General features: G+C 69.8%; 9 protein-coding genes. 5 read left to right on the top strand and 4 right to left on the bottom strand.

The annotated features are described in order from the left end of the window. Positions 1-6: 6 nt before the first annotated feature. Both ACFTZB_RS01600 and ACFTZB_RS01595 read left to right on the top strand, forming a co-directional pair. Complete coding sequence (locus tag ACFTZB_RS01600; protein WP_378429795.1) at positions 7-1,014, top strand: NAD(P)H-dependent glycerol-3-phosphate dehydrogenase; 1,008 nt, start codon at positions 7-9, stop codon at positions 1,012-1,014. Between the two features lie 54 nt (positions 1,015-1,068). Next, entirely contained in the window at positions 1,069-15,741 is a 14,673-nt protein-coding gene (locus tag ACFTZB_RS01595) for an amino acid adenylation domain-containing protein (RefSeq protein WP_378429794.1), read from the top strand. Here the strand turns inward: ACFTZB_RS01595 and ACFTZB_RS01590 are convergent. From ACFTZB_RS01590 to ACFTZB_RS01580, 3 genes are all read right to left on the bottom strand, one after another. After that, positions 15,676-16,392, bottom strand: a complete 717-nt coding sequence (locus ACFTZB_RS01590; protein WP_378429793.1) for a M50 family metallopeptidase — start codon at positions 16,390-16,392, stop codon at positions 15,676-15,678. The two genes, ACFTZB_RS01595 and ACFTZB_RS01590, sit on opposite strands and share 66 nt — an antisense overlap. A gap of 28 nt (positions 16,393-16,420) precedes the next feature. Continuing rightward, the gene (locus ACFTZB_RS01585; RefSeq protein ID WP_378429792.1) at positions 16,421-18,376 is read right to left on the bottom strand and encodes an aconitate hydratase; all 1,956 of its coding nucleotides are present in this window, start codon (positions 18,374-18,376) and stop codon (positions 16,421-16,423) included. Positions 18,377-18,508: 132 nt separating this feature from the next. Further along, entirely contained in the window at positions 18,509-19,696 is a 1,188-nt protein-coding gene (locus tag ACFTZB_RS01580; RefSeq protein ID WP_378429791.1) for an AAA family ATPase, read from the bottom strand. Positions 19,697-19,865: 169 nt separating this feature from the next. On the opposite strand from ACFTZB_RS01580, the gene ACFTZB_RS01575 reads away from it, so the two are divergent. The 3 genes from ACFTZB_RS01575 to ACFTZB_RS01565 are packed head-to-tail and all read left to right on the top strand — an operon-like array spanning position 19,866 to position 21,889. Continuing rightward, positions 19,866-20,453 carry a sigma-70 family RNA polymerase sigma factor gene (locus tag ACFTZB_RS01575; RefSeq protein ID WP_378429790.1) on the top strand — a complete coding sequence of 196 codons (588 nt, stop codon included), beginning with the start codon at positions 19,866-19,868 and terminating at the stop codon, positions 20,451-20,453. 51 nt (positions 20,454-20,504) lie between these two features. Further along, positions 20,505-21,602, top strand: a complete 1,098-nt coding sequence (locus ACFTZB_RS01570) for a WD40/YVTN/BNR-like repeat-containing protein (RefSeq protein WP_378429789.1) — start codon at positions 20,505-20,507, stop codon at positions 21,600-21,602. Then, entirely contained in the window at positions 21,599-21,889 is a 291-nt protein-coding gene (locus ACFTZB_RS01565; RefSeq protein ID WP_378429788.1) for a MoaD/ThiS family protein, read from the top strand. Before ACFTZB_RS01570 ends, ACFTZB_RS01565 begins: the two co-directional genes overlap by 4 nt. Positions 21,890-21,894: 5 nt before the next feature. On the opposite strand, the gene ACFTZB_RS01560 is transcribed toward ACFTZB_RS01565, so the two are convergent. After that, positions 21,895-22,566, bottom strand: coding sequence for a cyclase family protein (locus ACFTZB_RS01560; RefSeq protein WP_378429787.1), 672 nt, complete (start codon positions 22,564-22,566; stop codon positions 21,895-21,897). Between the last annotated feature and the right edge of the window lie 46 nt (positions 22,567-22,612).

Below are 22,612 nucleotides of genomic sequence, written 5' to 3'. Positions count from 1 at the left end.
TCGGTAATGGCCCGGCCGGTACGCGTCGTCGTGCTCGGCGCCGGTTCGTGGGGAACGACGGTGGCCGGTCTCGCCGCCCGCAACACACCGACGCTGCTGTGGGCGCGGAATTCGGATACCGCGGACGAGATCAATACCGAGCATCGCAACTCCCGCTATCTCGGCGAGCGGGCGCTCCCCGACTCCATGCGCTCGACGGCCGACCTGGTGGAAGCGGCGCACGAAGCCGACGTTCTCGTGGTCGGGGTGCCGTCGCATGCGGTCCGCAGCACGCTTACTCAGATCGCCAACGAGGTGCGGGCGTGGGTGCCGGTGCTGTCGCTGGCGAAGGGGCTGGAGCCGGGAACACGGTTGCGGCCCACCGAGGTGATCGCCGAGTGCCTGCCGGGGCATCCGGTCGGGCTTCTCGCCGGTCCCAATATTGCGCGGGAGATCGTCGACGGACTTGCGGCGGCGTCGGTCGTCGCCACCCAGGACGTCCGGGTGGCGACCGCGTTGCAGCCGTTGTTCGCGTCGGCGGTGTTCCGCGTGTACCGGAACACCGATGTGCTGGGCTGCGAACTCGGTGGTGTGCTGAAGAACATCGTGGCCATTGCGTCGGGGATGGCCGACGGGCTGGACGTCGGCGACAACACGCGCGCGATGGTCCTCGCACGCGGGCTGGCCGAGATGACCCGGCTGGGTGAGGCGATGGGTGCGAACCCGCGGACGTTCGCCGGGCTCACCGGCGTCGGAGACCTGATCGCCACGTGTATGGCCCCGACTTCCCGCAACCGGCGGGTGGGCGAATTCATTGCCCGCGGCATGACCGTCGAAGAGGCCGTCGCCAAGCTGGGGCAGGTGGCCGAGGGCGTCAAGACTGCGCCCACCGTGATGGAGTTGGCCCGCGACTACAACGTGGACATGCCCATCGCCGCGGAGGTCGAGGCGGTCGTCGCGGGGCGGCAGACGCCGGAGGGCGCCTACCGTGGCCTGCGGAAAGTCGCTGCGGGCGGTGAGGACGAGGTGGCGTGATCGCTCAACTGCAACCGGAAGTAGCAGTATCTAGACGTTCCTAAGAAGTCAGCGATGAGTTCACCGACCCCGATTGGTCCCGGAGACTCGCCGGCGCGCGCCTATCCGCTGTCGCCCGCACAGATGGGGATGTGGCTCGCGCAGCGCGTCGACCCTGCGGTTCCCGTGTCGGTCGCCCAGTACGTCGATATCCGCGGCGCGTTGAACCGTGGCGCTCTCGCGTCGGCGTGTGCTCGCGCCGCCGCCGAGTTCGAGTCGTTCTTCCTGCAGATCACGGAGGTCGACGGGCAACCGCAGCAGTGGGTGGATCCGAGTCTCGAGGCGACCGTCGGCTACGTCGACTTCCGGGACGCTCCGGAACCCGAAACGTCGGCGCATGCGTGGATGCGCGCCGAGTCCGCCGATCCGATCGACGTCCGGCGCGACCGTCTGACGGTCTCGTTCGTTCTTCACGTCGGACGCGACCATTACTTCTGGTATTCGCGCGCCCACCACGTCGCGCTGGACGGTTTCGGGTCCATCACCATGGTCTATCGGATCGCCGCGCTCTACACGGCCGCGGTGCACGGACTGCCGCCGCCCGCGAGCAGAACACTCGGCCTGCGACGCATTCACGACCTCGAGATCGACTACCGTGACTCGACCCGCCGCGACGCCGACCGGGCGTACTGGACCTCCACGATGCGTGGCGTCACCCGCCCGAGCACCCTCGCGCGCGACTCCGCGCCTGCGGCCGCCGGTTCCCGGGACGTCAGCGGAACGTTGTCCACCGAACTGGTCGATCGGCTGGAGAAATGCGCGGCCGCGCACGGGGTCAATCCTGCGACACTCACGGTCTGCGCGGTCGCCGGCTACCTGGCGCGCATGACCGGCCAGGACGACGTCACGCTCAGCCTGCCGGTGTCGGCTCGCACGACGGCGGCGCTGCGCCGGTCCGGCGGGATGGTGTCCAATATTGTGCCGCTGCGGATCCCGGGTGCGGGGACGGCCACCGTCGGTGATCTGGTGGCCCGCACGCGTCTCGTGATGTCGGGTGCCCTGCGGCATCAGCGGTACCGGCACGAGGATATCCGCGCCGATGTGGGAGACGCGCTGTCCGGGCCGCGACTGTTCGGCCCCGCCGTGAACATCATGCTGTTTCCGGAGGAACTCGAACTCGGTTCCCTGCGGAGTCACTTGCATGTGCTGTCTTCGGGTCCGATCGAGGACCTGCTGGTGAACCTGTACCGCTCCGGACCCCACGGACGCGTGCACCTGGACTTCAAGGCGAATCCGCGCCTGTATTCGCAGGAAGAGCTGGACGGTCACCACACGAGATTCCTGCGGTACTTCCAGCGCTTCCTCGACGCCGAGACCGCGCACCCGATCGGTACTCTCCCCGTCCTCACGGAGAACGAAACGGCGGCGCTGGTCCCCTGCCCCGGACCGCCGGACAGTGTGCCGGTCACTCTCGCCGACGTGTTCCGCGCTGCTGCCGCCCGGGACCCGGACGCGACGGCCGTCGTCTGCGCCGGCCGGAAGGTCACCTACCGGGAGCTCGACGAGCGGTCGGATCGGATCGCGGCGACGCTGGCACGGTTCGGCGTCGGGCTCGGCGACGTCGTGGCGCTGGCGTTCCCCCGGTCCTTCGACTATCTCTGCGCGGTCTGGGCCGTCGCGAAGACGGGAGCTGGATTCCTGCCGGTGGACCCGACGTACCCGGCGCCGCGTATTCGGCACATGCTCGACGACTCCCGCGCGACGATCGGGTTGACCTCCGCGGAGTTCGCCTCGACGTTGCCGGACGGCACCGAATGGCTGCTGCTCGGCGAGGGTGCCCGCTCCGGAGGACCCGGTTTCCGCACGCCGGCAACACGACTCGACGACGCCGCGTATCTCATCTACACGTCCGGATCGACCGGCACCCCCAAGGGGGTGGTGGTCACGCACCGCGGGATCGCGAATCTGGTCTCCACGCAGCGTATCCGACTCGACCTCGACCGGTCGGCGAGGGTTCTGCACGTCGCGTCGCCGAGTTTCGACGCCTCGGTCTTCGAGATGCTGATGGCCTTCGGTTCCGGTGCCGCACTGGTCGTCGCTCCGCCCGCGGCATCCGGCGGATCCCCTCTGGCGCAGCTGATGACCACCGAAACAGTCACCCACGCGGTGCTCACCCCGTCGGTGCTGGCATCGATGGAGCCCGCCGACGTCGAAGGTCTGCGCACCCTGGTCGTCGCCGGGGAGGCGTGCCCACCGGAACTGGTGTCGCGGTGGGCGTCCCGATGCCGGATGATCGACGCCTACGGCCCGGCGGAGACGACCGTCATGGCGACCGTCAGCGACCCGCTCCACGGCTCCGCACCGGTCACCATCGGCCGGCCGATCGACGGCACCAGGGTGGTGGTCCTCGACCACCGGCTCCGCCCGGTCCCGGTCGGCGTGGCGGGTGAACTGTACGTCGCGGGGGCCGCCCTTGCCCGCGGGTATCACCGCAAGGCCCGGCAGACATCGGAACGGTTCGTCGCCGATCCGTACGGACCGCCGGGCACCCGCATGTACCGCACCGGCGACACGGTCCGCTGGACCCGCGACCACGAACTCGAGTACCTCGGCCGCAGCGACGAGCAGGTGAACCTCCGGGGCCTGCGCGTCGAGCCCGGGGAGATCGACGCCACGCTCCGCCGGCATCCGGCGGTTCGGTTCGCCGTCACCGTGATTCGCTCACAGGCCACCGGTGATCGGCTCGTGTCGTACGTGAGCGCCGACACTGCGACGGAGCGGGAGTTGCTGTCGTTCCTCACCGCCGAACTGCCCCCGCATCTCGTGTCTGCCGAGGTCGTCGTGCTCCCCCACCTTCCGCTGACCCCGTCCGGCAAGCTGGACCGCGCGGCACTCCCCGAGCCGCACGCCCGGCCGTCGATCAGGGTTGCTCCCGAGGGCGACCGGGAACGGACGCTCCATGCCCTCTACGCCGACGTCCTCGGGACGTCCGATTTCGGTGTGGACGAGTCGTTCTTCGCGCTCGGCGGCGACAGCATCATGGCGATCCAACTGTCCTCCCGCGCAAGGAGCGCCGGAATCTCGTTCACCCCCCGCGACGTGTTCGAGCAGCGGACCATCTCCCGGCTCAGCGTCGTCGCCCGCGACGACCGAAGCGGACCGACCCTCGAGGAGCTTCCCGGCGGCGGGATCGGCGAGATGCCGCTCACCCCGGCGGCCCGGTTCCTCCTCGACCGCGTCGGGGTGGTCGACCGGTATGCCCAGGCCGTGGTGGTGGAATTGCCACGGGGTGTGGACGCGCAGAAACTGCACACGGTGATCGGCGCCGTCGTCGATCGGCACGACGCGCTGCGGGCGCGCCTCGGACGCCACACCGACGGGACGGCGTTCCTCACGGTGAGCCCGGCCGGCACACCGCTGCCGGACGACACGATCACGCGGGTCGCGCTCCCCGTCGACACCGACCCCGCGCAGCGGACGCGGGACGAGCACGAGACCGCGGTCCGGCGGCTGAATCCAGTTGCGGGCGTGATGATGCAGTGCATCTGGCTCGATCCCGGAGCGGCTGATACCACCCGTCGTGGGCGGCTGCTCTTCGTCGCGCATCACCTGGTGATCGACGGAGTCTCGTGGCGAATCCTGATCGGCGACCTCGCCGACGTGTGGGCGCAACTCGAATCGGGAGCGTCGCCCGGCCTTCCCCCTGTCGGCACGTCGCTGCGCCGGTGGTCGCACGGACTGGCCGAGGAGGCGCAGCGCCCCGGCCGCAGGTCCGAACTGCCCTTCTGGCGCGCCATGACCGCGGCGGAGGATCCGCCGCTCGGCACCCGGCCACTCGACCCACGACGTGACGTGAATTCGACGGTGGACCGGATCCACACGAGAACCTCCGCAATGCACTCGGTCCTCATCGACCTTCCGGCCGCCTTCCGCTGTGAGGTCAACGACGCCCTGCTCACCGCCCTCGCCCTCGCGCTCGCGCAGTGGCAACGTCGCCGCGGTCGACCGGCCACGGCGCCGACGATCCGGCTCGAGGGCCACGGCCGCGAGGAGGCGGTACTGCCCGGCGCCGATCTGTCCCGCACCGTCGGGTGGTTCACCAGTATTTTTCCGATCCGCCTCGATCTGGAGGGCCTCGACCTGGACGACGCCGGCACCGCCGTCACGGTGGTGAAGGAACAGTTGCGGGCGGTGCCCGACAAGGGCGTCGGCTACGGCCTGCTGCGGCGTCCGGGGGACGAGACCGGCCAGATCGCGTTCAATTATCTCGGACGACTCGACAACGCTGAGTCCGAACGTGATTGGCGGCCGGTGCGGGACGGCACCGCCGTGTTCTCCTCGGCCGAACCGTCGATGCCGGTCACCGCGCTGATCGACATCACCGCGTTCAGCAGTCAGGGCGTCCTCGACGCCACGTTCGCGTTCCCGACGGGTGCGATTGCGGCCGAGGACGTACGGGCTCTGGCCGATCTGTGGGAGCAGGCGCTGACGGCCCTCGCCGCGGTGGCGCGTTCTCGGCACAGAAGTGGGCTCACTCCGTCAGATCTGCCGCTGGTCGCGGTGGGCCGCGAGGACATCGAGGAATGGGAACGCGACCGTCCGGGCCTGCTCGACGTGTGGCCGCTGACGCCGTTGCAGTCGGGGCTGCTGTTCCACGCGGCGCTCGCAGGTGCGGAGGGCGATCCGTACGCGATGCAGGTGGTCCTGAGCCTGTCCGGGCACCTCGACCGGGACCGGCTCCGAAACGCGTGCAGCGCCGTCCTCGCGGGGCACGCGAATCTGCGCACCGCGTTCGTGCGCGACGGTCGCGGCGTCCCGGTGCAACTCGTACTCGGCGACGTTCCGCCGCGGTGGCGGCACGTCGACGTCACCGACCGCGACGCCGAGGAGATCCTGCTCGACGACCGCACCACCCGATTCGACCTGTCGACCCCACCGCTGGTTCGCTTCACGCTGCTGTCGCAGGGGCCGGACCGTGCCGAATTGGCGATCACCGCCCACCACATCGTGCTGGACGGCTGGTCCATGCCGCTGTTGGTGCGTGAACTCTTCACCGCCTACCGACGCGGTGACTCCCGCACCGAGCGGCCGGATTCGAGCCCGTATCGCGATTTCCTGGAGTGGCTCGCGGCGAGGGACACCGACGCCTCGGCGCGGGCGTGGGCCGCTGCGCTCGACGGCATCACCGAGCGGGCCGCCCCGGCGGACGACGCCCCCACCCCGTCCGAGTCGGTGCTGGAGATGAGCGAGGAGGACACCCGGACGCTGACGGCCCGCGCGAGCGAACTCGGAGTCACGCTGAGCACCATCGTGAAGGCGGCCTGGGGGATCGTCCTCGGGCAGGCGACCGGACGCGACGACGTCGTGATCGGGGAGGCCGTCTCCGGCAGGCCCCCGGAACTCGCCGGCGTGGAGAGCGCGGTGGGATTGTTCGTCAACACCGTCCCCGTGCGGATCCCACTCGATCCCGGCGTCGACGTGGCCACCCTGCTCACCCGGCTGCAGGCCGAGCACGTTCGCCTCCTCGAACACCACTGGCTGGGCCTCGCAGACATTCAGCGGGCGGCCGGGGTGACGCCCCTGTTCGACACGCTGGTCGCGTTCGAGTCGTACCCCGTGGATCGCACCGCGCTGCCGGAACCTCTGGACGGTCTGATCCTGGACGGCGTTCGCGCACACGATGCCTCGCACTACGCCGTGACGCTCGCGGTGACCGCGGCCCCGACCCTGCGGCTGACGGCGAAATGCAGGTCACACCGATACGACGGCGAGGCCCTGCTCGCGCGGGTCGGCCGCGTGCTCGACGGCATCTGCCGGGATCCGCACGTCGGAATCGGCGACCTCGATCTTCTCGGTGCGGCGGAGCGGGAGCGGGTGCTGCGCACCTGGAACGCGACGGACGCACCGGTGCCCTCGGCCACCCTGGTGGACCTGTTCGACGCGCAGGTCCAGCGTTCGCCCGGTGCCGTGGCGGTGGTGTTCGGCGCGGATCGGTTGACGTACAAGGAGTTCGACGCACGGGTGAACCGGCTGGCCCGGTATCTCGCGGCGAGGGGCGTGGGACCGGAAAGCGTCGTCGGGGTGGCGGTTCCCCGTTCGATTCGGCTGCTCGTCGCGCTGCACGCGGTGCTGAAGGCCGGCGGCGCGTACCTGCCCGTGGACCTCGAGCATCCGCTCGGACGCACCACCCTCGTACTCGACTCGGCAGCACTGGTCCTCACGTCCGGTACCGGGAACGGCACGGTGCCGGACGGAGTCGCAGTCGTGGATCTCGACCGGCTGGACGTCGCGGGATACGACCCCCGCCCGGTCGAGGATGCCGAGAGACGCGCACCGCTGCGCCCGGCGAACGCGGCGTACGTGATCTACACGTCCGGTTCCACGGGACGACCCAAGGGCGTGACGGTGACCCACGCGATGATGGTCAACCAGTTCCGGTGGGCGCAGACGCTGACGCCGCTCGACGGTACCGATGCGGTGCTGCACAAGACGCCGCTCACGTTCGACATCTCCGCATGGGAACTGTTCTGGCCCTTACACACCGGCGCACGGGTGGTGATCGCCGAGCCCGGCGGACACCAGGACCCCGGCTATCTCGCGCGGACCGTAGCGCAGCAATCGATCACGACGCTCCACGTCGTTCCGTCGATGCTCGAGGCCTTCCTCGAGCACTGCGGGTCGCAGGTGCCCCCGACTGTGCGTCGCGTGTATTCGGCGGGCGAGTCGCTGCCCGCTGCCACGGCAGCACGGTTCGCGGAACGCAGTGCCGCTGCGCTCTACAACTGGTACGGCCCGTGCGAGGCGGCGGCCGCCACGTCCGAGTCGGTCGACGGCAACGAGATCGGCGCGACGGTCTCCCTCGGCGGCCCCGTCCACAACGTACGTACGTATGTGCTCGACCGCCGGCTGCGACCGGTGCCGGTCGGGACGAGCGGCGAGTTGTACCTTGCCGGTGCGTACCTGGCGCGCGGTTACGCCGGACGCCCCGACCTGACCGCCGAACGTTTCGTCGCCGAACCGTTCGGTGGAACGGGCGGACGGATGTATCGCACCGGCGACGTGGTGCGGTGGAACGAGGCGGGCAGGCTCGAGTACCTCGGGCGCAGCGACTTCCAGATCAAACTCCGCGGCCAGCGCATCGAACCCGGCGAGATCGAAACCGCGTTGACGTCCGACCCGGCGGTGACCCGAGCGGCGGTCACCGTGCATCGCGACCGGGACGCCGGAGACCGGCTGATCGCGTACGTCGTAACCGCGGACGGTGCACCGCCGGACGAGCGGCGGATCACCGGCCGTCTCGCCGGACTGCTCCCGGCCTACATGATCCCCTCCGCCGTCGTCCCGCTTCCCGAACTGCCCGTCACGTCCAGCGGAAAGCTGGATCGCGCCGCCCTGCCGGAACCGGCGCCCGCGAGGCCTGCGTCCGATCCGCCCGCCACCCCCACCGAGGACGTGATCGCGTTCGTGTTCGCGGAGGTGACCGGCACCGCGTCCGTGGGACGGGGCGACAACTTCTTCGCCGCCGGAGGAAACTCGCTGACCGCGGCGCAGGCCGCCGCCCGCGTCGGAGCGGCGCTGGGAACCACCGTCGACCTCCGCGCACTGTTCGACCACCCCACGGTCGCGCAACTGTCGGCGTATCTCGCGGACCGCGCACACGAGACCGCGCAGGCGCCCCTGGTCGCCCGTGCCCCGGCCGCCCACGTGCCGCTGTCCCTCGCCCAGCAGCGCCTGTGGTTCCTGAACCGGCTCGACGGACGCTCGGCCACCGACAGCATTCCCGTCGTGCTCCGCCTCACCGGCTCCGTCGACGAAACGGCCTTGTGTGCGGCCGTGCACGATGTGATCGACCGCCACGAACCCCTGCGCACCGTCTATCCCGAGCACGACGGGATCCCGTGCCAGCATGTTCTCCCCGCGACCGCCGTGCCGCCGTGCACGGTGCGGAAGACGGCGGACCCCGCCGGCCGGGTGGGGGAAATGCTGGCGGCGGGATTCGACCTCACCGCCGACCCCCCGGTACGCGCCGAACTTCTCGCGGTCGGCACCGGCGAGTGGGTGCTCGCCCTCGTCGTCCACCACATCAGTGCCGACGGGTTCTCACTGGGACTGCTCGCCCGGGACGTGATGACGGCGTACCGCGCGCGGGCGCAGGGTGGCACACCGACGTGGACGCCACTGCCGGTCCGCTACGCCGACTACGCCCTCTGGCAGCGTGAATTGCGGGACCGGCAACCGGGTCTGGCGTACTGGACACAGACCCTGTCCGGGATGCCCGAACTGCTCACCCTGCCGTTCGACCGTCCCCGCCCGCCGGTTGCGACGCACCGCGGCGCCGATGTCGCGTTCACCCTCGACGCGCAGACGCACCGGCGGATTCGTGCCCTCGCGCGCACCCACGACGCCACCCCGTTCATGGTGATGCACGCGGCGCTGGCCGTTCTCGCGGCCAGGCTCGGCGGTGCGGACGTCGTGATCGGCACTCCGATCGCGGGGCGCGGGCCGCGCGCACTCGACGACCTCGTCGGGATGTTCGTCAACACGCTGGTGTTGCGGACGAACCTCGCACTCCACGACTCGTTCGCCGGCGCCCTCGCCTGCGTGCGGGACGTCGACCTCGCCGCCTACTCGCACTCGGACGTCTCGTTCGAGGAGATCGTGGAGGCGGTTGCGCCGGAGCGGTCGCGTGGTCGCAATCCGCTGTTCCAGTTGGCGCTCGCCTATCACAACACCGCACCGGTCGTGGTCGATCTGCCGGAGGTGTCCGCGTCCGTGGTCGAGATCGACACGCGCACGGCGAAATTCGACCTCCAGCTCACCGTCACCGAATCGCTGGACGATCAGGGCGGCCCCGGACCCCTCTCCTGCGTCTTCACCTACGCCACCGATCTGTTCGACGAGGCCACCGTTTCCGAATTCGCGGACAGGTTCCGGCGGGTGCTCCACACCGCACTCGCCCATCCGACAGTCGTGATCGGCGACATCGACATCCGGGGCGGCGAGGAGAAACAGGCACGGCACGAAGGCCCGGCGTCATTGCCGCAACGGACACTTCCCGACCTGCTCTCCGCGGCCGTCGCATCCAATCCGGACGGTCCGGCGCTGACGGCAGACGGCCGAACCATGACGTACCGCGAACTGGATGCCGCGTCGAATCGTCTCGCCCGCGCGCTGATGCGGCGCGGGGCCGGACCCGAGACGATCGTCGCTCTCACGCTGCCGCGCTCGGCGCTGTCCGTCGTCTCGGTGTGGGCCGTCGCGAAGACCGGTGCCGCGTTCGTGCCCGTGGACCCGCGCTACCCCGCCGCGCGGATCGAGTACCTGCTGGGCGACTCCGGGGCCGCGCTCGGGCTGACCACCGTCACGGACCGCGAGGCCCTGCCGGACGGGACGGACTGGCTGCTGCTCGACTCCCCTCACTTCCGAACGGAGTGTCGCGGCTGCTCGCCGGCCGCGATCGCGGACTCCGAACGTTCTCGGCCGCTGGAGGTGCGACATCCGGCGTACGTGATCTACACGTCCGGTTCGACGGGAAAACCCAAGGGTGTGACGGTGACTCACACGGGTCTCGCCGATTTCACGGCGGAACAGCGGGACCGCTACGCGGTGACGGCGGCCTCGCGCACGCTGCACGCGTCGTCCCCCGGATTCGACGGCGCGGTGCTGGAGATCCTGCTCGCTCTCGGTGCGGGCGCGTGCATGGTGCTCACACCTCCGACGGTGCAGGGCGACGATCCGCTCACAGAAGTGCTGGCCGGGGAGCGGGTCAGCCACGTGTTCACCACTCCGACGGTCCTGGCGACGGTCGATCCCCACGACCTGCACGACCTGCGGGTGGTCGTGGTGGGCGGCGAACCCTGCCCGCCGGAACTCGTGAAAGTCTGGTCGCCACAGAAACATGTGTCGCTGTTCAACGGATACGGTCCGACCGAGACGACGGTGATGACGACGATCAGCGACCCGTTGGTGGCCGATCAGCCGGTCACCATCGGCCACCCGGTCCGCGGCGCCGCGGTGGTCCTGCTGGATGCGCGCCTGCACCCGGTTCCGACGGGGGTGGCCGGCGAACTCTACCTCTGCGGTCCGGGCGTCGCGCGCGGCTACCATCGCAGGCCCGCGCTCACCGCCGCACGGTTCGTCGCCTGCCCGTTCGGCGTTGCCGGGGAACGGATGTACCGGACCGGCGACGTCGGCCGGTGGCGCCGGGACGGGTCGATCGAGTACCTGTACCGCAATGATGCGCAGGTCGAATTGCGGGGTGTGCGGATCGAACTCGGCGAGATCGACGCGACCCTCCTCACCCACCCGGGCGTGCGGTTCGCGGCGACGGATGTGCGCGAACTGCGCGACGGTGTCGACGCACTCGTGTCGTACGTGCTCCCGGAGCGGGGCGAGACGGTCGATCCGGATCAGCTGATCCGCTGTGCGTCGACGCGCCTGCCCGCACCGCTGGTACCCGCGATCGTCGTCGTGGTGGACGCCGTGCCGCTCACCGTCAACGGGAAACTGGACCGCTCGGCGCTGCCCGACCCCGTTCCGGCGGCAACCGACTTCGAGGCCCCACACACACCTGCCGAACGGGTGGTGGCGGCAGTGTTCGCCGAGATCCTCGGGCTCGACCTCGTGGGGCGCGACGAGAATTTCTTCGCCCTCGGCGGCACGTCGCTGTCCGCGACGCGCGCGGTGTCCCGGATCGGTGCCGCGCTGGAGACGTCGGTGCCGGTGCGCGCGGTGTTCGACACCCCGACCGTCTCCGCACTCGCGGCGGCCGTCACCGAGCAGACCGACGGCGCGACGCACGTGCCCCTGACCGTGCGCCCGCGCCCGCCCCGCGTGCCGCTGTCGCCTGCGCAGCAACGACTGTGGTTCCTCGCCCGCCTCGCACCCGGCTCCCCCGACTACAACATCCCGATGGTGCTGCGGCTCGACGGAACACTCGACATCGCCGCCCTCACCGCGGCCGTGGCGGATGTGGTCGGCAGGCACGAACCGCTGCGCACCCTGTACCCGGACAGTGACGGCGTCGCGTACCAGCAGGTGATCCCGGTTGCGCGGGCCACCCCGTCCCTCCGGCCGATACCCGTGGCCCGGGGCGACGTCGCCGCACGAGTCGCGACGTTCGCGTCGCGGGGTTTCACGCTGGGCGCCGAACCGCCGATCCGCGCCCGGCTGTTCGCCGTCGCCGCCGACGAGTGGGTGCTCGCCGTCATGGTCCATCACATCAGCGCGGACGGGTTCTCGGTGCCGCTGCTCGTCCGCGACCTGATGACCGCCTACGAGGCGCGGGTCGCGGGCGACGCGCCGCGGTGGGCCCCACTGCCCGTCCAGTACACGGACTACACCCTGTGGCAGCACGAACTGCTGGGCGAGAGCGACGATCCGCAGTCCGTCGCGGCGCGGGAACTGTCGTACTGGAAGGACACGTTGTCCGGTGCACCGGAACAGTTGTCGCTGCCCACCGACCGGCCGCATCCGGCCATCGCGTCGCACCGCGGCGGCACCGTCGACTTCGCGCTCGACGACGCCCTCTATCGCGCCGTCGAGCACACCGCGTCGACGTGCGCCGTCACCCCGTTCATGGTGGTGCACACCGTGTTCGCCGTGCTGCTCGCGAAGCTGAGCGGGTCCACGGACATCGTGATCGGCACCCCCGTCGCCGGACGCGGAGATCAGGCGCTCGACGAACTGGTGGGCATGTTCGTCAACAACCTGGTCCTGCGCACGGAGGTGAGTCCGGCGGAAAGCTTCGCGGACCTGCTCGGCCGGGTACGGGAAGACGACCTCGACGCGTTCGCGCACTCCACCGTCCCGTTCGAGACCGTGGTCGAGGCGCTCGATCCCACCCGGTCACGCGCCCGCAATCCCCTGTTCCAGGTGGCCCTGGCGTTCCAGAACCTCGACCACACCCCGCTCACCCTGCCCGGGCTGCGGGTGTCGGCGACGACTCCCCCTCCCGGGTCGGCCCGATTCGACCTGCAACTCACCGTGACCGCCGATCCCGGCCCGTCGACGGAACGCACCCGGCGCACGGCCGTGTTCACCTACGCCACCGATCTGTTCGACCATCACACGGTCGTGGATCTCGGGGAACGTTTCCTCCGGACGTTGAGCGAGGCTGTCGCGCACCCGCATCGGGCTGTCGGCGACCTCGCCCTCGTCGATCCGGACCCGGATGTCCCCGTCGCAGTGCCGTCCTCCGGTGAGACCCTCGTCGATCTGTTCGAGCGGCACGTCGCCACGTCGCCGGACGCGGATGCCGTCGTCGCCGGCGACCGCGTCCTCACCTACTGTGAACTCGACCGGCAGATCAATCGGCTGGCCCGCCACCTCATCGCCGCGCGTGTCGGCCCGGAGTCTCTGGTGGGTGTGGCGATTCGCCGCTCCGCCGACCTCCTCGTCGCAATGTACGCGGTCGCGAAAACCGGCGCGGCGTACGTGCCGATCGACCCCGACCAGCCCGCGCAGCGCAACGCCCAGATCATCCGGGCGTCGAACGCGCGGGTCGTCCTCACCACCGAACGCGATCGGTTCGACCTCGCCGACGTCCTGCCCGCGGACACACGGCTCGTCGTCGTCGACCGGGTGGACCTGTCCGGGGTCGATCCGTCGCCGATTTCCGACCGCGACCGCACCGCTCCCCTGAGAGCACAGAACCCCGCGTACGTGATCCACACGTCGGGATCGACGGGCACCCCCAAGGGGGTCGTCGTGACCCATGCGGCTGTGGTGAGCTTCCTGACCTGGCGGCAGGACACCGACCCGCTCGGCGCCGGCGACACGGTGATACTCAAGCTGCAGTATACATTCGACGCCTCAGTCCGCGAATTCTGGTGGCCGCTGATCGCCGGTGCACGGCTGGTGATCGCCCGACCGGAGGGCCACCGCGACCCCCGGCATCTCGCCGAGCTGATCGGACGGCACCGGGTGACCGCCGGATACTTCCTTCCGCTGATGCTGGCCGAGATCCTCGCGATCCCCGACGCGGATCTCACGTCACTGCGGCAGGTGTCCTGCGGCGGCGAGGTTCTGCCTGCGGACACCGCGCACAGTTTCCACACCCGGTGCCCGGGCACCGTGCTCTACAACGAGTACGGCCCTACCGAAACGGCCGTCGCCGTGACCCGCACGGTCGTCGGTCCTGTCGCTGCGACCGTCCCGATCGGTGTGCCGCAGAACGGTGTCGGTGCGCTCGTGCTGGATTCGCGGCTGCACCCGGTGCCTGTCGGCGTCCCGGGTGAGCTCTATCTGTCGGGCGCGCAGTTGGCCCGCGGGTATCTCGGGCAGCCGGGAACGACGGCCTCCCGGTTCCCGGCCAATCCGTGGGGGCCGCCCGGTCAGCGGATGTACCGGACCGGCGACGTGGTCCGTCGCCTGCGCGACGGCACGATCGACTACCTCGGCCGGCGGGACCTCCAGGTGAAGATCCGGGGTCAGCGCGTCGAACTCGAGGAGATCGAGACGGCACTGCGCCGCAACACCGCCGTCGCGCAGTCCGCGGCGGCCGTCTACGAATCCCCTGCCACGGGATCCCGGCTGGTCGGCTACGTCGTGCCGCGTCCGGGTGCGGACGTGGACACCCGTGCCGTGTCGGCGGAACTGGCGCAGCGACTGCCCCGGTACATGGTGCCCAACCAGATCGTGGTGCTGGAGGCACTGCCGTCGACACCCCACGGCAAACTGGATCGGCGCGCGCTCCCCGATCCGGGTGTGCCACGGGCGCAGCGGTTCCGTCCCCCGACGACCCGCACCGAGAAATTGGTCACCGCGGTGTTCGCGGACGTGCTGGGCACCGGACTGGTGGGGCTGGACGACAATTTCTTCGAGCTGGGCGGCAACTCGTTGTCCGCGACGAGGGCGGCGTCGCGGCTGCACACATCGACGAACGTCGAGGTCCGCCTCGACTGGTTCTTCACCGACGCGACCGCGGAGAGCATCGCCGCGCGGATCTCGTCGAGTTTCGCCGCGGCCTCCGACGTCTCCGCGGCGCTCGAGGTGCTGCTGCCGCTGCGGGCGGACGGCGAGCGGGAGCCGCTGTTCTGCATCCACCCGGCCGTCGGGTTGGCCTGGTGCTATTCGGGATTGACCGTGCATCTGCGCCCCGGCCGCGCGGTCTGGGGTGTGCAATCCCCCGCCGTGACCGAAGGCGGCGACCGGTTCACGACGATCACGGACCGCGCGGCACGCTACGTGCAGGAGATCCGCCGCGTGCAGCCGCGGGGGCCGTACCACCTGCTCGGGTACTCCGTGGGCGGCGTGATCGCGCACGCAATGGCGGTCGAGTTGCGGTCGTGCGGCGAGGACGTGCGTGTGCTGGCGATGATCGACAGCTACGCGTCGGCGGAGCGCGGCGCCCCGGTACCGACACTGCCGGAATTGCTCGCGGAGTTCGGGGGCGACGCAGCGGAACAGCTGGGTCCGGAACAGTTGGCCCGGTTGTACGAGGACTACGTCGACGTCATCGACGCCGCCGCCGACTTCGCGCCCGGGCACTTCGACGGCAGCCTGCTGTTCTTCGCCGCGGCCGGGGACGGCTCCCAACCCGTGGCCGCGTGCGCGACGTGGCGGCCGTGGATCGGCGGGGAGGTGATCGCCCACACCGTCGACCGCCCGCACGCGCAGATGACCGGCCCGGAGGCGCTGGCCGTCATCGGACCGATCCTGGCCGGCTACCTCGACGGCGCCTCAGCCGCCGACGGGGCGGAGAATCCACCAGCCACCCAGCGCGAGACAGCTCAGCGTGACGAGTAGGGACAATCCCACCCACACGATGCCGGGAACGTGGGTGAGCCGCGCCAACTGATCCGCGTCCGACTCCGGGGCCGCGCCGCGGGCGCGTTGACGCTGCAGTTCCAGGACCGGCCGCGGGGCGGCGACGAGCATGAACAGCGTGATCAGATAGGCCGCGGCCACCTGCTGGTCCTGCGTGCCGAACCATACGAGCCCGAACAGCAGCGCCCCGACCACTGTGAGGGAGAACAATCCGTACAGGTTCCGGACGAGTATCAGCATGGCCGCGAGAGCCACGACACCGATCCACAGCACCGCGACCGCGTGCTGGGTGCCCAGCACCCAGGCCGCGCCGAGCCCCAGAACGGCGGGACCCACGTAGCCGGCGAACGTCATGAGGACCACGCCGAGCCCGGTCGGTTTCCCGGACGAGATGGCCACACCCGACGTGTCCGAGTGCAACCGCACCCCCTTCAACGTGCGGCCGAACAGCAGGGCGACCACCAGGTGCGCACCCTCGTGCACGATGGTCACGACATTGCGGGTGATTCGCCAGGCGTGCGGTTCGAGGACGAGGATCACCGCCACCACCGCCGTGACCTGAACGATCCAGGGAGCCGGCGCGGGGCTGACGGCGCTCATGCGCTCCCACAACGAGTGAATTCCATTCATCGGCGCCGAGTGTACGGCGACCGGCTGATCACTCCCTGCGAGCCAGCTGGGGAATCAATCCGCCCGCGAGCACGTCGTCGATCTGACGTGGCGAGAGCCGATGACGCACCGGGATCTCCACGTCACGGGTCGCGTCGAGCAGGGTCAGACGGGGGCCGGAACGTATGGCCTCCCGCACTCCGTCGAGGACCAGCACGTCGTCCTGCCGGATCGTGTCGTAATCGTCCGGATTTTCGAACTCGAGCGCGAGCACACCGAAGTTGGCGAGGTTCTGCCAGTGGATACGGGCGAACGAGGTGGCGATCACCGCATGCAATCCGAGGTACCGCGGGGTGATCGCGGCATGCTCACGGGAGGACCCCTGCCCGTAGTTGTCGCCGCCGACGATGAAATGCCCGGTGGTCTTCGCCGTCTCCTCCGCGCGCGCCGGATAGGTCTCGTCGACCTGGGTGAACGTGAACCGGGACAACTTGGGAATGTTGGAGCGGAACGGCAGGGCCCGTGCCCCGGCCGGAGAGATCTCGTCGGTGGAGATGTTGTCACCGACCTTCAGGAGTACCGGAGCCTCGATGCGCTCGGGCAGGGGTGGAAACTCGGGCAGGGACGAGATGTTGGGTCCCTTCACGAGTTCGACGTGCCGAGCCTCTTCCTCCGGCAGCGGAGCCACCAGCATGGCCGTGTTGACGGTAGCGTGGTCCGGAAGTGTGATCTCCGGGTAGGGCATGCCCTCTTTCTCCGCCCAGTCCCGCGGGTCGGTGATCACCCCGGTGAGAGCCGACGCGGCCGCGGTCTCCGGTGAACACAGCCACACGGAATCCTCGCGGGTGCCCGAACGCCCCGGGAAATTGCGGGGCATCGTCCGGAGAGAATTTCGCCCGGTCGCCGGCGCCTGGCCCATGCCGATACAGCCCATGCACCCGGATTGGTGAATTCGCGCGCCTGCTACGACGAGTTCGAGCGTGGCGCCCATCTTGGTCAGATCGGCCAGGATCTCGCGCGAACTCGGATTGACGTCGAAGCTCACGCTCGGATCGGTCTGCCTACCCGACACCATGGCCGCAGCGATCGCGAAGTCGCGCAGTCCCGGATTGGCGGACGACCCGATCACCACCTGGCTGACGTCCTCACCGGCGACCTCCCGGACGGGCACCACGTTTCCCGGCGAAGACGGTTTCGCGATCAGCGGCACGATCGTCGACAGGTCGAGGTGTTCGTGTACGTCGTACTCCGCGCCTGCATCGGCGAGCAGTTCCACGAAGTCGTCCTCCCTGCTCTCGGAGCGGAGGAAATCGCGGACGGCGTCGTCCGCCGGAAAGATGGACGTCGTGGCGCCCAGTTCGGCGCCCATGTTCGCGATGACGTGACGATCCATCGCCGTCAACGTCGCAAGCCCCTCCCCGTGGTATTCGATGATCCTGTTCAGCCCACCCTTCACCCCGTGGCGGCGGAGCATCTCGAGGATGACGTCTTTCGCCGAACTCCAGTCGGGGAGCCTGCCGGTCAACTCCACACCCCAGATCTGAGGCATCCGCAGGTGCAGGGGCTGACCCGCGATCGCCATGGCGACCTCGAGCCCACCGACGCCGATCGCGAGCATGCCCAGCGATCCGGCTGCCGGGGTGTGCGAGTCGGAACCGATCATCGTCTTGCCGGGAACACCGAAGCGCTGCATATGGGTCGGATGCGAGACGCCGTTGCCCGGCTTCGAGAACCACAGCCCGTACCGCAGGGCGGCGATGCGGAGGAACTCGTGGTCCTCGGCGTTCTTCTCGTCGGCCTGCAGCAGATTGTGGTCGACGTACTGCGCGCTCAACTCGGTCTTGATGCGATCGAGGTGGAGCGCCTCGAGTTCCTGCATCACCAGGGTTCCGGTGGCGTCCTGGGTGAGGGTCTGGTCGATCCGGATCGAGATCTCCTCTCCCGGTTCCATCCGGCCGTCGAGGAGGTGTGCACCGATGACCTTGCGGGCGACAGTGTCCGACATCGCTGATCCCTTCGTCGTCCCTCCAGCATGCGCCGGAGCCACGGCGAGGGCCAGCGCCCGAACCACACGTCCGGGACTCGACAGGACAATCTTCGGTTCTCTATGAAATTTCGTAGAGAAACCTAGATTCCGCTAGTCGCTCTGCGCCCGCAGGTACTTCCCGAAGTGCGGGACGGTGAATCCGATCGACCCGCGCTCGGCCGAATAGATCAGGCCCTTCTTGATCAGCCCGTCCCGCGCGGGTGACAGCGACGCCGGTTTGCGGCCCAGTTCGGACGCGATCGCCGCCGTCGCGACCGGGCCGTCGTCCCCGGAGAGATCGGCCATCGCGCGCATGTACTCCCGCTCGGCCGGCGTCGCGCGCTCGTATCGCGAACCGAAGAACCCGACCGCCAGTTCCTCCTCCGCGGTCGGCGCCGCCACCCGCACGTCCTCCTCCGTGATCGGCGTCGCCGCGGCCACGTCCCACGTCGCCTTGCCGTACGCCTGAACGAAATAGGGGTAACCGTCGGCCGCCGCGTACAACGCGTCGAGCGCCTCGTCGGTGAACTTCACGTCCTCGCGCTCGGCGGGCGCGATCAGCGCCCGGTCCGCGGACACCCGGTCCAGCCGGTCGATGCGGTGGTAGCTGAACAACCGCTCCGAGTAACTCTTGGACGCCGACAGCACCGCGGGCAGGTGCGGCAGTCCGGCGCCGACCACGATCAGCGGGGCCGCGTCCTGGCTGAGTTCGTGGCAGGCCCCGCACACCGCGGAGACGTCCGCGGCGCCGAGGTCCTGCATCTCGTCGATGAACAGTGCGATCCCGACGCCGACGTCGCGGGCCAGGGACGACGCGTCGAGCAGCAGTTCCACCAGGTCGATCTCGATGTCCCCGGAATCGGCGCGACCCTTCACCGCGGGCGCGTCGATCCCCGGCTGCCACCGCTCGCGCATGCCCTTGTCGGCTGTCGCACGCAGGGCGAACGACTTCAGGACCCCGAGGAACTCCTCCACCCGGTCGGGGTCGCGGTGCGAGCCCGCGATCTCCCGAATCGCCATGTGCAATGCCGAGGACAGCGGCCGCCGCAGATCCTGATCGGGGCGGGCCTCGATCTTGCCGGTCCCCCACCGCCGGGAGATGGCCGCCGACCGCAGGTGGTTCAGCAGGACCGTCTTCCCGACCCCGCGCAGACCCGTCAGCATCACACTGCGCTCCGGGCGGCCGCGCGCGATCCGCTCGAGCACCACGTCGAACGCGTCGAGCTGCCGGGTTCGGCCCGCGAGCTCCGGCGGGCGTTGCCCCGCGCCGGGTGCGTAGGGGTTACGGACAGGGTCCATGGCCACGAAGGTAACAACCTCTGTTGCCGAATCTGCGCTCATCTAGCGCGTGTCCTAGATCCCGCTATGAAGTCGTAGCCGGGGTGGTGACTTCCGCACCCTGCGGTGCCTATCGACGATCGCGTGTTCCCCCGAGGCTGGATGCAGCCGCAGGAACAGGGAGAACACCATGATCGAATTGGACGCCAGAGCCGAGTTGGAACGACTCGCGCCGTACGCAGCGGCGGGCGACGAAGACGCCGTCGAAGAGGTTCTCCGCATTGCGCACCCGCTCGTGCACCGCTACTGCACCACCCGGCTCGAGTCGGTGGATCATCCGCACACGAGCGCCGACGACGTCACCCAGGACGTGTGCCTCGCGTTGATGAGCGCCCTGCGGACGTACCGGAACCAGGGAAAGTCGTTGCTGTCGTTCATCTTCGGCATCGCCGCACACAAGGTGTCCGACGCGCGGCGACGCGCCACCCGGTTGTCCGTACCGCCGACCGCGCGCGCCGCCGCGGCACATCACGTGGTGGACGTCGAGGACGGCCCCGAGCATCACGTCCTGCGCGACGAACTGCGCGGCGAGATGGGACTGCTCGTCGAGACCCTCCCGGTCCGGCACCAGCAGATCCTCTTCATGCGCGTCATCGTGGGAATGTCGGCCGAACAGACCGCACGAGTCCTGGACACCACACCGGGCGCCGTCCGCGTCGCGCAGCACCGGGCGCTGAGCCACCTGCGGGCGCGGATCGGGCACGGGCCTGCCCGCTGAGGTTCCCGCCCGGTCGTTGCCATCCGGCGGGCCGAGTGGTCCGATGGAGTCATGAGCGCAGCCGACACCGTCCTGCTCGCGATCGGAACGAAGAAGGGCCTGTGGCTCGCCACCAGCCGCGACCGCACCACCTGGTCGATGTCGGGCCCGCATTTCCTGATGAACGAGATTCCGAGCATCGGAATCGACACCCGTAGTGGACGCACCCGCATCCTGGTCGGGGTCCGGTCCGAACACTGGGGTCCGACCGTCGCGCATTCCGACGATCTGGGTGCCAGGTGGACCGAACCGGACCACGGCGCCATCCGCTTCGGCGACGGTGACGGCGCCGCACTCGAGCGGGTATGGCAGATCCGGCCCGACACGGACGACCGTCCCGGCGTCGTGTGGGCGGGGTGTGAGCCCATCTCGGTGTGGCGGTCGGTCGACGGCGGCGAGCATTTCGACCTCGAACGCGGGCTGTGGGACCATCCGCACCGGCCCGAATGGGGAGCCGGATACGGTGGTGCCGCAGCACATTCCGTCGTCCCGCATCCGCAGGACGAGAACACCGTGCACGTCGCGATGAGCACCGGAGGCGTGTACCGCACCACGGACGGGGGTGCGTCCTGGGAGCCGCGCAACACCGGGATCACCGCCTACTTCCTCCCGGACCCCAACCCCGAGTTCGGCCAGTGCGTCCACAAGATCGCCCGCGACGGCGTCGTCCCCGACCGGTTGTACGCCCAGAACCATCACGGGGTCTACCGATCCGACGACAGCGGCGACACCTGGAAGTCGATCGCGGACGGGCTGCCGACGGACTTCGGGTTCGTGATGCTCACCCATCCCCGCCGCGAGGGAACAGTGTGGGTGGTTCCGATCAAGGCGGACGGTGAACGCATCCCGCCCGACGGCCGGCCGGCCGTCTACCGGAGCGACGACGCCGGGAACAGCTGGACGCGCCTCGACAGCGGGTTGCCGGACCGCGACTACAACGTGGTGCTCCGCGACGCCGCCGCCGTGGACACCGCCGACCCGGTCGGGGTGTATTTCGGCACGCGTGGCGGCGAGGTCTACGGGAGCGCCGACGAGGGTGCAACCTTCCGCACGGTCGCTGCGCACCTGCCCGACGTCCTGTGTGTGCGGGCCGCGGTGATCGAATCATGAGCGAGGGCGTCACCGTTCGGGTTCCGCGGGCTCTGGCGTCGATCGTCGGCGGAGAGCGTTCCGTGCACGTGCCCCTCGACTCCGCGTCGACGGTCTCGCACGTGCTCGACGTCCTGGCGGGAGAGTTCCCGATTCTCGGCCGCCGGATTCGGGACGAGACCGGCGCCCTGCGGCGGTACGTCAACGTCTACGTCGACGGCGAGGACGTCCGGCTCCTCGGCGGCGTCGGCACCGCGGTGACCCCCGGGCAGGAATTGCAGATCCTGCAGTCCGTCGCCGGTGGTTGAGCACGCTAGTCGGCCAGGTGCATCGCCACCGCCCGGGTGGGGGCTCCGTCGCCGGCCTCGAGGGAGATCGGCAGGAGGCTGACGAGCGGGTCGGGGAAGTCGATCCGGTCGAGCCGGCACAGGTTCTCGCCGATCACTCCGCCGGCGTCGGCGATCAGATGGTGAACCGGATATCCGGCATCGGTGTGCTCGTCGGCCGGTGTCTCGTCGACGCTCGGGGCGTCGAGGCAGAACGTCCGCACTCCCCGCTCCAGCAGCAGTGCGCACAGCGCGGGGTCGAGGAACGGATGCGTGTAATAGGCGTCCGCTCCGTAGAACCGAGACCACCCGGTATGGAACACGGCGATGTCGCCGGGCCGGACGTCGTCCGCGCGGGATCCGATCACGTCCGGGGTGATCCGCTGCCGGGCACCGAGCCCGCGCACGTCGAACACGACGCCGCGGCCGACGAACAACTCCGGCGCCAGCCGGTCGATGGTCGCCGCCCCCGCCTTCAGGTGCGCCGGGGCGTCGACGTGCGTCCCGGACTGCGAACCGATCCGGACGTCCAGCACGTTGTAGCCGTCGCGCTCGAGGGTGCAGTGCCGGATCAGGGTCGGCACCGGGTCGCCGGGATACACCTGCATCCCCGGCCCGATGGTGTGGGACAGGTCCACGACTTTCCGCACGTGTGGCATCGCTCGATTGTCCGGCCTCGGCGTCACCCCTGCCGCGATATGCTCG

It is taken from the genome of Rhodococcus sp. NPDC057014, assembly GCF_042673295.1.
Lineage (GTDB): Bacteria > Actinomycetota > Actinomycetes > Mycobacteriales > Mycobacteriaceae > Rhodococcus_F.
This window is presented reverse-complemented; position numbering and strand designations above follow the sequence as displayed.

Bases quoted from the DNA above. Each gene is read 5' to 3' on its own strand.
- ACFTZB_RS01600 (WP_378429795.1), top strand. From the start codon at position 7: ATGGCCCGGCCGGTACGCGTCGTCGTGCTCGGCGCCGGTTCGTGGGGA.
- ACFTZB_RS01595 (WP_378429794.1), top strand. From the start codon at position 1,069: ATGAGTTCACCGACCCCGATTGGTCCCGGAGACTCGCCGGCGCGCGCC.
- ACFTZB_RS01590 (WP_378429793.1), bottom strand. From the start codon at position 16,392: ATGAATGGAATTCACTCGTTGTGGGAGCGCATGAGCGCCGTCAGCCCC.
- ACFTZB_RS01585 (WP_378429792.1), bottom strand. From the start codon at position 18,376: ATGTCGGACACTGTCGCCCGCAAGGTCATCGGTGCACACCTCCTCGAC.
- ACFTZB_RS01580 (WP_378429791.1), bottom strand. From the start codon at position 19,696: ATGGACCCTGTCCGTAACCCCTACGCACCCGGCGCGGGGCAACGCCCG.
- ACFTZB_RS01575 (WP_378429790.1), top strand. From the start codon at position 19,866: ATGATCGAATTGGACGCCAGAGCCGAGTTGGAACGACTCGCGCCGTAC.
- ACFTZB_RS01570 (WP_378429789.1), top strand. From the start codon at position 20,505: ATGAGCGCAGCCGACACCGTCCTGCTCGCGATCGGAACGAAGAAGGGC.
- ACFTZB_RS01565 (WP_378429788.1), top strand. From the start codon at position 21,599: ATGAGCGAGGGCGTCACCGTTCGGGTTCCGCGGGCTCTGGCGTCGATC.
- ACFTZB_RS01560 (WP_378429787.1), bottom strand. From the start codon at position 22,566: ATGCCACACGTGCGGAAAGTCGTGGACCTGTCCCACACCATCGGGCCG.